The organism is Streptococcus ictaluri 707-05 (assembly GCF_000188015.2).
Lineage (GTDB): Bacteria > Bacillota > Bacilli > Lactobacillales > Streptococcaceae > Streptococcus > Streptococcus ictaluri.
Genome location: NZ_AEUX02000007.1, coordinates 423114 through 435993, shown reverse-complemented (window position 1 = coordinate 435993; position 12880 = coordinate 423114). Strand labels below are relative to the sequence as shown.

At 39.8% G+C, this 12880-nt stretch carries 12 protein-coding genes; 1 reads left to right on the top strand and 11 read right to left on the bottom strand.

Features of this window, described 5'->3' with window-relative positions:
• Window positions 1-113: 113 nt before the first annotated feature.
• From STRIC_RS09955 to purD, 10 genes are all read right to left on the bottom strand, one after another.
• Window positions 114-1892: an acyltransferase family protein gene (locus STRIC_RS09955; protein WP_008090122.1), complete on the bottom strand. Its 1779-nt coding sequence runs from the start codon at window positions 1890-1892 to the stop codon at window positions 114-116.
• Window positions 1889-2290 (bottom strand): MORN repeat-containing protein, encoded by a 402-nt coding sequence (locus tag STRIC_RS09950; protein ID WP_008090358.1) that lies wholly within the window; start codon window positions 2288-2290, stop codon window positions 1889-1891. The genes STRIC_RS09955 and STRIC_RS09950 overlap by 4 nt, the downstream gene beginning before the upstream one ends.
• Window positions 2291-2327: 37 nt before the next feature.
• On the bottom strand, window positions 2328-2762 hold the full coding sequence (locus STRIC_RS09945; RefSeq protein WP_008090238.1) for a low molecular weight protein-tyrosine-phosphatase: 435 nt from the start codon (window positions 2760-2762) through the stop codon (window positions 2328-2330).
• Between the two features lie 199 nt (window positions 2763-2961).
• Window positions 2962-3966 (bottom strand): Holliday junction branch migration DNA helicase RuvB, encoded by a 1005-nt coding sequence (gene ruvB, locus STRIC_RS09940; RefSeq protein ID WP_083835444.1) that lies wholly within the window; start codon window positions 3964-3966, stop codon window positions 2962-2964.
• 30 nt (window positions 3967-3996) lie between these two features.
• Entirely contained in the window at window positions 3997-4095 is a 99-nt protein-coding gene (locus STRIC_RS12465; protein ID WP_200857386.1) for a quorum-sensing system DWW-type pheromone, read from the bottom strand.
• Between the two features lie 86 nt (window positions 4096-4181).
• On the bottom strand, window positions 4182-5087 hold the full coding sequence (locus STRIC_RS09935) for a helix-turn-helix domain-containing protein (protein WP_008090260.1): 906 nt from the start codon (window positions 5085-5087) through the stop codon (window positions 4182-4184).
• 132 nt (window positions 5088-5219) lie between these two features.
• Window positions 5220-6512: an adenylosuccinate lyase gene (purB, locus tag STRIC_RS09930; protein ID WP_008089717.1), complete on the bottom strand. Its 1293-nt coding sequence runs from the start codon at window positions 6510-6512 to the stop codon at window positions 5220-5222.
• Between the two features lie 384 nt (window positions 6513-6896).
• Complete coding sequence (gene purK / locus STRIC_RS09925; RefSeq protein ID WP_008089612.1) at window positions 6897-7988, bottom strand: 5-(carboxyamino)imidazole ribonucleotide synthase; 1092 nt, start codon at window positions 7986-7988, stop codon at window positions 6897-6899.
• A complete protein-coding gene (gene purE / locus STRIC_RS09920) occupies window positions 7975-8463 on the bottom strand; it encodes a 5-(carboxyamino)imidazole ribonucleotide mutase (protein WP_008089954.1) in 489 nt (162 codons plus the stop codon). Before purE ends, purK begins: the two co-directional genes overlap by 14 nt.
• Before the next feature lie 35 nt (window positions 8464-8498).
• Entirely contained in the window at window positions 8499-9761 is a 1263-nt protein-coding gene (purD, locus tag STRIC_RS09915; protein WP_008089900.1) for a phosphoribosylamine--glycine ligase, read from the bottom strand.
• A gap of 324 nt (window positions 9762-10085) precedes the next feature.
• Here purD and STRIC_RS09910 point away from each other — a divergent pair, with 324 nt between their 5' ends.
• Window positions 10086-11246: an SH3 domain-containing protein gene (locus tag STRIC_RS09910; protein ID WP_008089638.1), complete on the top strand. Its 1161-nt coding sequence runs from the start codon at window positions 10086-10088 to the stop codon at window positions 11244-11246.
• 66 nt (window positions 11247-11312) lie between these two features.
• On the opposite strand, the gene purH is transcribed toward STRIC_RS09910, so the two are convergent.
• Complete coding sequence (purH, locus tag STRIC_RS09905) at window positions 11313-12860, bottom strand: bifunctional phosphoribosylaminoimidazolecarboxamide formyltransferase/IMP cyclohydrolase (RefSeq protein WP_008089752.1); 1548 nt, start codon at window positions 12858-12860, stop codon at window positions 11313-11315.
• Window positions 12861-12880 lie beyond the last annotated feature (20 nt).

The following is a 12880-nucleotide window of genomic DNA, read 5'->3' as shown; positions in this document are numbered from 1 at the left end:
TATCATTTTTTGGAGTTTGTAAATAGTTTCACAATAAAATTGTGAACTTTTTTTCAAACTTTTTTAGTCCTTACTCAGATTAGAACATTGCAAAAAAATAAGACCTCTCGGTCTTATTTAGCAGATTTTTTAGCTGCTCTTTCTACAGCTGCTTGAATAGTTGAGACATATAAATCAGCTCCCTTAGTATCCGTGTCACTATAATGGACACCGTCCGTACCATACCAGATATCTGGATTCTCAATAGCAACCTTATACCAGTCAGCGATAGTCACATAAGAGTATTTTTTCGGTAAAGTCACTGCATAATCACGTGCCTCTGCTACTTGAGCAGCATTTTTAGCATTATAAGGTGTCACAAGAACTAAGCGATGGCCTTTTGGCAAGGCATCAATAAAATCTTGTACACGTTGCCCATAATTATCTAAAGAGTTTACCCCAACTGCTAGTACTACGGTCTTAGAAAGAGTCTGTGATTGAATATGGTTGTTAAATAGTTCATAAGCATCACTAAAGTTACGACTTACCGCAGCATCAACTTGCGTTGCTGGCATCAAAGCTGAAAAGGAAGCACTAGAGCGAAGTGCCACCGAGTCACCAATAACACTAACATCACTTAAAGCATTAGCATCCCCTGCCGCTAAAGTATGGGTACGATTGATATTAGACTGAGCTTGTTGTAGCGATCCTACTAAAAGCTCTTTCTCAAATTTTCCAACGGTAGGTGCCACAAAGCAAGTCGTAATTGTCAAGACAGACAAGGCCAATGCAAGAGCCGCAAACCACTTCATATAGGGCGACAAGTCAATCTCTAACCCAAGTAACTTAGGTTGTTTAGCTTGTATCATTGGCTCAATCACATAATAAGAAAGCGTCGCAAACAGAACTGAAAAGAAGGTCGTTAACAACACAGCTAACCAGTTTGGCATCAATTGAGTAAAGATGATGTAAAAAGGCCAATGGAAGAGATAAATACCATAACTAATATCAGCAAGATAAGTTACCACAAGAGGTTCTTGCCACTCTGGTGTTTGATCATTTAAAACTCTAGCTGAATAAATCATAATTGAAGTAAACAAACTTGACAATACAAAACCAAACAAATAAGTAACAATATTATTGAAATCTAAACTTAGCGTCAACAAGAAAAGTAGTGCAAATGAGCCTACTAAAACAGCAATAACATGTTTTCTTGGCCATAGGCGAACATTCTTTTGAAAGCGGATAGTGGTATCTTTTATGCCTGTCATAGTGGCAAACATAGCTCCTAAGAAAAATGGAAAACTATGTGAGAAAGTCGAAAAGTAAATCAAAGAAAAGTTTGAAACAAAGAATGCTCTAATGAACATACTTAAAAAACTAACCGCAAAAATACCAGAAGAAATGAGAAAAATAATACCTCTGAATTGCTTATGAGTGTAATTTTTCTTAGCTAATAACCAAATCAAAAGTCCCCAGATTAAATAGAAGTGAACCTCAATGGCTAAACTCCACGTGTGCACAAAAAGATGAGGGATAAATTGACTTTCATAGCTACTACCGGTTAAGATTTCATAAAAATTGGTAGTAAATCCCAAGACTGCTGCGATTTGATTGCCTAAACCTGCAATAAAATCACTTTTAACCAAAAAGGTAAAGGGAATCGTTACCAAAATCATGAGAACAAGCGGTGGCACAACACGATAGAAACGTCGTCTTAAAAAGCTAATAATATCTATCGTTTCTCTACTTGTGTACTCATCAATAAGTAAGGCTGTAATCAGATAACCTGAAAAGGTGAAGAAAACATCGACACCTATAAATCCTCCTGAAAAATGATGTTGAAAAAAGTGGTAGAGTAAAACAAGCAATAACCCTGTTACCCTAACAAACGAAAACCATTTTATTCTCATTTTTGAAATATCCCCTGTTTAAAGGTCCCTTTATAGACCTTTGCATTTTTTGCCTTTAAAACACCTTTACCATCTGCTTGTCCTGCTTTAAATTGACCACTATAAGACCAACCATTACTAGCCGTAAAGGTTCCTTTCCCCTCAAAGACCCCATTTTTAAACTGTCCATCATAGGTATCTCCATTAGAATAGACCAATTTCCCCTGTCCATTCATTTTATGATTAAGCACATAACCAGTGTACTTGATTTGCCCCTTATCATAAGTCAGGCTCGTTTTGGAGGTCACGGTTACCGACAAAACAGACAACCCACAAACCAAAATAATGATTACTGACAAGATTTCCATCTTTGCTCTAGTAATATGCAATTGTTTTTTCACTTTATCTAAATAGTTCATCGCTTATACTCATCTATCATTTTTCCTAATACTAGCTTTAGAAGTCATCTTTCAGTTGGTCAAGCCAGCTATGACACCCTTTGGTCACCAAACGGTAGGTTTCTTCAAAATCACCAGTATACCACGGATCTGGAACGCCACCCTCAATAAAGAGATGAATTTTTGACGCCTGATTCTTAGCTGACATCTTTTTTAAATCCTTAACATTATCACAATCCATACCGATGATGTAATCAAAAGCTTCAAAATCATGAGGACTTATCTGTTGGGAGCTTTTTTGCCCATCATAATCAATATCGTATTTCTTTAGGATTTTCTGCGTGCCTTGATGAATCGGATTTCCCTGTTCCCAAGTTGAAGTTGCACGACTTTCAATAACCAACTGGTCCTGCTTAGCCAATGCTTTCATCACAAATTCAGCCATCGGACTGCGACAGATATTTCCAAGACAAACAAAACATACTTTTTTCATGAAAAACTCCTTTCACCTATTATAGCAAATTTCCAGGTTAGAAAGCTGAAATGAATTTAATATTTTTAACTTAGCCTACCAACCTGACGCTAAGGTTTATCCGATCACAATTAAGTAAGGTTAAGATTGGTCACAAAAAGAAATACTCAAAAACACACCGTCATCAGATGGCATGTTTTTGTTATCATATGAAACTTTCCTAAGGGGTATCACTTGGTAGAGGGTAACCCAGATGCTGATAGGCTTTATCAGTAGCCACGCGCCCGGTTCGAGTCCGCATAATAAAGCCTTTTTGAATTAAGTAAGGCTCATACATGTCCTCAACTGTTTCTCTTTCTTCGGCAATGTTAACCGATAAAGTTCCCAGTCCAACCGGCCCACCGCTATACATGTCAATCATGGTACGCAGAATCTTTTGATCGACATAGTCCAAGCCTTCTCGGTCTACATCAAGCATTTCTAATGCCTTATCAGTGATTTGAGCCGTTACCGTTCCGTCACCCATAATTTGAGCATAATCACGAACACGCTTGAGCAAGCGATTGGCAATACGAGGTGTCCCTCGACTTCTGCGAGCCAACTCAAAGGCGGCTTCATGCACAATAGCCATGTCAAAAATAGTAGCTGTCCGCTCAACAATTTCTGTTAAATCGTCTACTTGGTAATATTCCATGTGGCCTGTAATCCCAAAACGAGCCCGCAAGGGATTCGAAAGCATACCCGCACGCGTCGTCGCCCCAATCAGTGTGAAAGGCGGTAAATCCAAATGAACACTACGACTGGAGTCTCCTGACCCAATCATGATATCAATATAGAAATCTTCCATAGCACTATAGAGAACTTCTTCAACCGCCATAGGCATGCGATGGATTTCATCAATAAATAAAACGTCGCCAGGTTCTAAATCATTTAAAATGGCTACCAAATCCCCTGCCTTTTCAATAGCTGGACCTGACGTTTGCTTTAAATTAACTCCCAACTCATTAGCAATGACAAAAGCCATCGTGGTTTTCCCCAAACCAGGAGGACCAAATAACAAGACATGATCAAGCGACTCATCTCGCATTTTAGCTGCCTCGATGAAAATCTTTAATTGATCTTTGACCTTATCTTGTCCAATGTATTCTCGTAAATACTGTGGCCTAAGAGTTCGCTCAACAAACTCCTCATCACCCATTACCTCATTATCTAAAATTCTAGTCATAGGACTATTATAGCACAAGACTGATGATTCTTAGCCTAAATTCCACCAGTCTTTATCTGATAAAAACGCTGCAGATTTCATCATAAAAATAGCTGCAAGAATGAAATAATACTTATAAGATTTAAACATTTTTTGTACCTCTATCTCTTATTAATTTTTTACAAAAAATATTATAACCCTTATATTGCTATAGTAACATGACACCAATGTCCTGTTTAAAAATTATCTTTTAACCATTCTTTCTCTAACTTTTTCACTAAATAATTATCATTTGTCAAACTCGTAAACATCACTGATTGCTCATAAAAATGTTTTGCTTTTGCAAAATCATTTAAATGATATAAAGCATATTTCCAATAATACATGCAATACATAGGTATTTTTTGAAAGTCTTGAATTCTAGACATGATTTTTTGACTTAACAGAAGCATTTGTTCTACCTTCAAGTAATCTTTTAATCTTATGGAAACATCCAAACAAGTATGCAAAATATTGTTTAGCATGAACAAATCTTCTAGCAGTAATTCTTCTTCACTTTTTAAAATAGTATTTACAAATTCCTGATATAAACTTAGATCAAAATGATATTTACTAAAATTTGATACTACAGCACAAGTTAAGTATAAATCTATAATCAATAAATCATTTAACTGATATTTTGTATTTTTACTAATTTGATTAATATATTCTTGAATCAGCGGTGAACCAAAATTGATATCCCCGCTCTGATAAACATCAAATTTTGACTGCAAACAATCAATAACCAATTGTTCTACTTCTGGCAATTGGTCATAGTAATCTTCAAATATTTCATCAAATTGGGCCTCACGTGTCTTGAGTTTATCTCCATCCATATAAGTTGGCGTTCGTAATATCAAGTACTTCAACTCTTTGAAACGCTTAGGCAATTCCAAATCTTCACCATCCGTTAAAAAACCTACACTAACGTCAAGTTTTTTTGCAATAAAAGCTACTTTGGATAAACTGGGAATCGACTGTCCTAACTCAATTCTTGCAAGCTGACGAACCGAAAGTTCTGATTCATCTCCACAAAGTTCTTCTCGTGTCAGTTTCTTTTCAAACCGAAGTGTTCTTACCTTTTCCCCAAAATTAGCTAACATACCTTATCTCCACCCTCCCTTTCTTTATTATAGCATAAGGATTAATAGAAAATTAAGAAATATAAGAATTTTGTGATAAATATTCGGTTTTTCTTATAAAAAGAAAAAGACCCTAAGGTCTTTTTGAAATGCTTATAATCCTAAACGGTTAAAGATGTCATCAACACGTTGTGTGTAGTAGACAGGGTTGAAGAGTTCATCAATTTCATCTTGGTTAAGACGAGATGTTACTTCTTCATCAGCTTCCAGTAATGGCTTAAAGTCCACTTGGTTATCCCATGAGTAAGCTGTCTTAGGTTGCACTAAGTCGTAAGCTTGCTCACGTGTCATGCCTTTTTCAATCAATTTAAGCATAACACGTTGGCTAAAGATTAAACCAAAGGTTGAGCCCATGTTGCGGATCATGTTTTCTGGGAAGACCGTCAAGTTCTTAACAATGTTACCAAAACGGTTAAGCATGTAGTTGATAAGGATAGTTGTATCAGGTGTGATGATCCGTTCTGCAGATGAATGTGAGATATCACGTTCATGCCATAGTGGCACATTTTCATAGGCTGTAACCATGTGACCACGAACTACGCGCGCAAGACCAGTCATATTTTCTGAACCAATTGGGTTACGTTTATGAGGCATAGCAGAGCTACCTTTTTGCCCTTTGGCAAAGAACTCTTCTACTTCACGTTGTTCTGATTTTTGTAGCCCACGGATCTCAGTTGCCATGCGTTCAATAGATGTTGCTATGCTGGCTAGTACCGCAAAGTATTCTGCATGTAGGTCACGAGGTAGGACCTGTGTTGAAATTTCTTGAGGGCGAATGCCAAGTTTGCCACAAACATACTCTTCCACAAATGGAGGAATATTAGCAAAATTGCCTACCGCGCCAGAGATTTTCCCAGCCTCAACACCAACCGCCGCATGTTCAAAACGCTCTTGGTTACGTTTCATTTCGCTATACCAAGTTGCCAGCTTAATCCCAAAAGTTGTCGGTTCTGCATGCACACCGTGGGTACGGCCCATCATGATGGTCATTTTGTGCTCTTTAGCTTTTTCAGCCACAATGTTAGTGAAGTTTTCAAGGTCACGACGGATAATGTCGTTGGCTTGCTTGTAAAGGTAACCGTAGGCCGTATCCACAACGTCAGTTGATGTCAAACCATAGTGAACCCACTTACGCTCTTCACCAAGCGTTTCTGAAACCGCACGCGTGAAAGCCACCACATCATGACGTGTTTCTTTTTCAATCTCAAGAATGCGGTCCACATCAAAATCGGCATTAGCACGAATCTTAGCCACATCCTCCTTAGGAATCTCACCCAACTTAGCCCAAGCTTCATCGGCCAAAATCTCAACCTCTAACCAAGCACGGTACTTATTTTCTTCACTCCAAATTTCCGCCATCTCAGGGCGTGAATAACGTTCTAGCATAATTTAAGATATTAAGGGCGTTAAGCGGACACCGCAAAAATAGTAGTTTTGACGAAGAACATTAAGTTCTAGGAGAAACTATCTTTTTTTGCAAAGTCCGTAGCCCGTATTCAGTTTAAAGAATACAGTGCCCTTGTTCCTTTCTTTTCTTTATTTTCAAAGAGTAGAGTAGCCCGAGTTTAAATACTCGGAAACACCCTCTCTCATTTCTTTATCTTAATTTTTGAATGGAAGTCCGTAGCCCGTATTCAGCTCAATAAATACGATGCCCTTGTTCCTTTCTTTTCTTTATTTCCAAAGAGTAGAGAGCCCGAGTTCAATTACTCGGAAACACCCTCTTCATTTCTCTAAATAATTTTACATTTAATTTAAGCAATAATAGGATTAAAAATCTATCCCTTTACCAAACTCCTCAACCTCGTCTGGCACATCACTAAACAAAGTCACATGTCCCATCTTGCGGTTCTGCTTAGCTTCTAGTTTACCATAAAGGTGTAGGTGGGCGCTAGGGTTGTTGGCAACAAATTGCTGCGCAGCATCCGTATGTTGGCCTAAGACATTGAGCATAACTGCTGGAGCGTGCAAGTGGATAGCTGGTAGCGGCTGACCAAGCACACCCAGAATGTGTGTGTCGAACTGTGAGAAATCACAGGCTTCAATGGAGTAGTGCCCAGAATTATGCGGGCGTGGTGCAATTTCATTGACCAAGATATCATCTGGTGTGGCAAACATTTCGACGCAAAGCGTTCCAGCCAAATCCAAATGCTTAGCAATTTCCAAAGCCATTGCTTTAGCTTTTTCAGCAAGTTCTTCAGAAATACGAGCTGGCACAATTGTCTTAGACAAAATATTGTTTCTGTGGATATTTTCTTGGACTGGGAAGACCGTGAATTCTTTCTGGTTTCCTGAAACGATGACAGACACTTCCAAATCAAAAGCAACAAATTCTTCCAGAACACAATTAGCAGCGTCAGCCAATTCCCTTGCAGCAGCAAGGTCAGCCTCAGACTTAATGACAATTTGCCCATGGCCATCATAACCACCGGTCGCCGTCTTGAGGACATAATTTTTGGACAAGTCAATATCGTCCAAATCAGCAGCCGATTTAACCACTTTGTAAGGCGCCACTTTGACCCCAGCTTTGTTAGCCAAAAAGTCTTTCTCAGTAATACGGTTTTGGGAAATGCGAAGCAGGTCAGTTCCTTGTGGCAATTGCCCTTCCTTGATAACGGCATCCAAACCGTCCGCATCGACATTTTCAAATTCATAAGTGAGGACGTCACAACGGTCAGCCAGTTCTTTCAGTGCTGCCACATCATCGTAAGCTGCCACAATCATCTCACTAACCCGCGAAGCCGGACAATCTGCCGACGGATCCAAAGTCACCACCTTGTGCCCCATATAAATAGCCGAAATAGCCATCATTTGACCCAACTGGCCACCACCAATAATTCCAATAGTTTTAGATGAGTTCATCAGTCGACTCCTCTGCCATTTTTCCTTGTTTTTCTGTGTAATCAGCTAGCGCATCCGCAATCTTACTATCTTCAATGGACAAGATGCGAAGAGCAAAGAGTGCAGCATTGGTAGCTCCCGCCTCCCCAATAGCCATGGTTGCCACCGGCACGCCACCTGGCATTTGAACGATGGAATAGAGAGAATCAACTCCAGAAAGGGTACGTGATTTGACAGGCACACCAATAACTGGCAAGTTTGTCTTAGCAGCTACCATCCCTGGCAAGTGAGCCGCCCCACCTGCACCAGCAATGATGATTTTGATACCACGTCCACGCGCTTCTTGGGCATGTTTGAACATGAGGTCTGGTGTGCGGTGAGCAGAAACAACTTTCTTCTCATAGGCCACACCAAATTGGTCCAAGATATCAGCTGCTTTTTTCATGGTCGCCCAATCTGATTTAGAGCCCATAATAATTGAAATGTCAGGTGTCATACTTGTCTCCTTTTTGAGTCTTTTTTCTTGTCTTCCTATTTTATTGCTTTATTGCCAATGTCATTTCGGTAGAAGAGACCTTCCGTGTTTTGGCTTGCCAGTTCTTTGTAGATGATACTCTGCGCAGCTTGGACGTTGTTCTCTGTGGTGACTAGCATGTAAACACGGCCGCCATTTGAGAGCAGTGCTTGGCCATCTTCCGAAAATTTAGCCCCCGCATAATAGGTGATAATGTCGCCTTCTGTTTTGGTTGGGAGTGTCACCCCTTTGTCGTAAGCCAGTGGGTAGCCATTTGAGGCAACAACAACGCCAAGAGTTACACCACCCTCTATCCATGTAATCTCAGGTTCTTTACCATCAAGAATATCACTGATGTTTTGAGCAAAGTCAGATGTTAGACGAGGCAAGATAATTTGTGTCTCTGGATCACCAAAGCGAGCGTTGAACTCAATCACTTTCGGACCAGCTTCCGTCAAAATCAAGCCAGCATAAAGGACACCCAGATAAGGACGACCTTCTTTAATCATCCCTTCAAGAACAGGCTTAATAATGGTTTCAACGGACTGGTCAATGACAGCCTGTGATAAATGGGGAACTGATGCATAAGCCCCCATCCCACCTGTGTTGGGTCCCTTATCTCCATCGTAGGCACGTTTATGGTCTTGAGCTGTTGGCATGATGTAGAATTTGTCCCCATTAACAAAGGCAAAGAGTGAGAACTCCTCACCAGCCAGGAATTCCTCAATAACCACGCGCGCCCCAGAATCACCAAATTTGTTATCCAAAAGCATCTCGTGCACCGCTTCAACAGCTTCTTCAACAGTTTCCGCAACCACAACGCCCTTGCCCAAAGCTAAACCGTCGGCCTTAACAACGATCGGCGCCCCTTCTTTTTCAATGTACGCCTTGGCTTCTTCGAAGTCAGAGAATGTGCCATAGGCAGCAGTCGGAACTTGGTACTTAACCATCATTTCCTTGGCAAAGTCTTTTGACCACTCCAGCTCTGCGGCCAAACGCGTCGGACCAAAAGCTTTGAGACCAACCTTGTTAAAATCATCAACAATCCCCGCAGCTAATGCATCATCTGGGCCAATAAAGCTCCAACTAATAGTATTTTCCTGAGCAAAGTCAATTAATTTTGAATGTTCGTAAATAGCTATATCCACACAAATCAGACCATCAAGCGTCATCCCAGCATTCCCTGGAGCAACAAAGACTGCCTCAACATCCTTAGATGCTAACAATTTCTTAGCAATAGCATGCTCACGACCACCCGAACCAACAACCAATAATTTCATAACTTACACTCCCTAGAACCAATTACAAAGTTTTAACTTTTGAAAAGAAATAATTTCACATAAGAAACCTATTTTGTAACCAGTAACAGTAGGGATTTCCTTTCTTAATAACGAATAATATAAAGTTATTATAACATATTTGTTCGTATTTTAAGAATCATATCATATCTCGTCTTTTCTCTAAAACTCCGTTCTTTTTTAAAAAAAGTTTCGTGACCATTTATAGGAAGTCAAATATGATGAGCTATTTAGCTTCACTTTTTTTAGTAGCTATTGCCATTTTTATCTCTTAACTTGCGAATAATAGGTTATAGGAGGTTATTAATGAAAAAATTTCATCAATTGTTAGTTTCAGGAGCAATCCTTTTAAGTGTTAACGGAGCAATCAGCACTGCTGCACCACTCTTTAATCCAAATAGTGTGTCACAGGTTCAGGCAGAAGTTCTCGGTGATAACTACCCAAGTAAATGGAAAAAAGAGAGTGGTATTGATTCTTGGAATATGTATGTTCGTCAATGTACATCATTTGTAGCTTTTCGCCTTAGCTCAGCCAATGGTTTTCAATTACCAAGAGGGTATGGTAATGCCCATACGTGGGGACATATTGCTAAAACACAAGGATACGCTGTGAATAAAACGCCAAAAGTTGGATCTGTAGCTTGGTTTGATAAGGGAGCAAACAACTCAAGTGCTATCTATGGCCATGTGTCTTGGGTTGCTGAGGTATCAAATGATTATGTCACACTTGAAGAATATAATTATAATGCTGGACAAGGACCTGAAAAGTATCATAAACGTCAAATACATAAAAGTAAAGTCAGTGGCTTCATCCATTTTAAGGATCTACCATCGACCACCTCATCTTCTTCTGTAGAAATCAACCAGCCGCTTTCCAACAAGGATAAAACACTCCCCAAAAGTGGTCTTTATCAGTTTACTCAAAAACACCTTATCAAAGGAGAAGCTAAAATTGACAGTCCAGATTTAGGTTATTATGATGCTGGACAATCTGTCAATTATGATCAATTACTAAGTTCGGATGGCTATGACTGGCTTAGTTACTTAAGTTTCTCTGGAAACCGTCGCTATATCCCTTTGAAAAAAATAACTGAAAAGTCTAACACTGTTGAGGTAACACATGCAAAAACTACCACAACCACTGCCATTCAAAACCCTATCGTTGTCGGAGATCAAGTGACTTTCCCTGGAGTATTTAAAGTCACGCAAGTTATTAACGGTCTCATCACTAGTAGCCAACTAGCTGGAGGTGACCCTACTCATTACAACTGGATTGATCCAGGTCCTCTAACAGAAACAGATGCCAAAGGAAACACAATTGGCGATCAAATTCTCCACAGTGGAGAATACTTTACCGTCCCAGGTACTTATAAAGTCTTAAAAGTAGATAAGCCATCCAACGGCATTTATGTTCAGATGGGTTCACGTGGAACATGGTTCATCATGGACAAAGCTAAAAAAGTATAAGTTAGAAAGTATTCTATCCCCCTATTAAAAAAGACTGATTTCTTGAAAGAATTCAGTCTTTTTTTCTTAATGTCTAAAATGTCTTTGTCCTGTGAATAGCATGGTAATACCATGCTTGTCTGCAGCCTCGATAGACTCTTGATCACGCACCGAGCCACCTGGCTGGATAATAGCCCGGATACCAGCTGCGGCAATTTCTTCAATATTGTCTGCAAATGGGAAAAAGGCATCAGAAGCAAGGACTGCTCCCTCAAGTTGGTCTTTAGCTTGTTCGATAGCGATACGAACCGAAGCTACACGATTAGTTTGGCCTGATCCCACACCCAAGGTCATGTGATCATTTGTCACAATAATACCATTAGATTTAACATACTTAATGGCCTTCCAAGCAAACGTCAAAGCTTCTTTTTCTTGATCGTTTGGTTGACGTTCAGTCACTACTTCCCAAGTATCGGGATTTTCTTCCACAACATCTTGGTTTTGAACTAACATACCACCCACAACACCAGTGAATTCAGGTTCCACCTGGCTTGCTTCTTGAGCATCAAATGGCAATTCCAAGAGACGAAGATTTTTCTTTTTATTTGTTAGAATAGCTAGCGCTTCGTCAGAATAACTTGGAGCAATGATAATTTCTAAGAAAATCTCATGCATTTTTTCAGCAGTAGCGGCATCAACCTCACTGTTAAGCACTACAATACCACCAAAAATAGAAATTGGGTCAGCTGCGTAAGCATAATCCCATGCTGTCTCAATAGTATCTGCTTGTCCAATACCACATGGATTCATATGCTTAAGAGCTACCACTGTTGGACGGTCTTTAAAGTCACGGATGATACGGATAGCTGCGTCTGCGTCACGGATATTATTAAAAGACAATTCTTTGCCGTTCAATTGTTTAGCAGATGCAATTGAGTAGTCTGTTGGAATGGCTTTTTGGTAGAAATCCGCATCTTGTTGCGGATTTTCACCATAACGCATAGCTTGTTTTAAATCATAAGTTAAGGTCAGCTTCTCTGGCTTTTCTTCACCAACTTGTGCTGTAAAGTACTCCGCAATCAAGGCATCATAAGCTGCTGTGTGACGAAAGACTTTAGCTGCTAACCGTTGACGTGTCTCATAGGTCGTTTCTCCTTGACTAGCCAATTCATCTAATACGCCTTGATAATCAGCTGGGTCAACAAGAACCGTTACACTAGCGTGATTTTTCGCTGCTGAACGGAGCATAGAGGGGCCACCAATATCAATGTTTTCAACTGCCAAATCATAAGTCACATCTGGACGTAAAATGGTTTCTTTGAAAGGATAAAGGTTAACCACAACAAGGTCTATCATCTCGATAGCATTTTCCTTAGCTGCATCTTGATGGCTGTCAAGATCACGACGAGCTAATAAGCCACCATGGATATTAGGATGAAGGGTCTTCACGCGCCCATCCATCATTTCAGGAAAACCAGTCACATCATCAATAGCAATAGTGTCAAGTCCAGCTGCATCAAGAGCTGTCTTGGTTCCACCTGTTGAGATGATGTCCCAACCTAAATCTTTTAATGCTTTGGCAAACTCAACAATACCATTTTTATCAGAAACACTAATCAGTGCACGTTTAGTCATTATACTCTCTTTTCTCTTTC

Coding starts and splice junctions, on each gene's coding strand:
- STRIC_RS09955 (WP_008090122.1), bottom strand. CDS start 1,892: ATGAGAATAAAATGGTTTTCGTTTGTTAGGGTAACAGGGTTATTGCTT.
- STRIC_RS09950 (WP_008090358.1), bottom strand. CDS start 2,290: ATGAACTATTTAGATAAAGTGAAAAAACAATTGCATATTACTAGAGCA.
- STRIC_RS09945 (WP_008090238.1), bottom strand. CDS start 2,762: ATGAAAAAAGTATGTTTTGTTTGTCTTGGAAATATCTGTCGCAGTCCG.
- ruvB (WP_083835444.1), bottom strand. CDS start 3,966: ATGACTAGAATTTTAGATAATGAGGTAATGGGTGATGAGGAGTTTGTT.
- STRIC_RS12465 (WP_200857386.1), bottom strand. CDS start 4,095: ATGTTTAAATCTTATAAGTATTATTTCATTCTTGCAGCTATTTTTATG.
- STRIC_RS09935 (WP_008090260.1), bottom strand. CDS start 5,087: ATGTTAGCTAATTTTGGGGAAAAGGTAAGAACACTTCGGTTTGAAAAG.
- purB (WP_008089717.1), bottom strand. CDS start 6,512: ATGCTAGAACGTTATTCACGCCCTGAGATGGCGGAAATTTGGAGTGAA.
- purK (WP_008089612.1), bottom strand. CDS start 7,988: ATGAACTCATCTAAAACTATTGGAATTATTGGTGGTGGCCAGTTGGGT.
- purE (WP_008089954.1), bottom strand. CDS start 8,463: ATGACACCTGACATTTCAATTATTATGGGCTCTAAATCAGATTGGGCG.
- purD (WP_008089900.1), bottom strand. CDS start 9,761: ATGAAATTATTGGTTGTTGGTTCGGGTGGTCGTGAGCATGCTATTGCT.
- STRIC_RS09910 (WP_008089638.1), top strand. CDS start 10,086: ATGAAAAAATTTCATCAATTGTTAGTTTCAGGAGCAATCCTTTTAAGT.
- purH (WP_008089752.1), bottom strand. CDS start 12,860: ATGACTAAACGTGCACTGATTAGTGTTTCTGATAAAAATGGTATTGTT.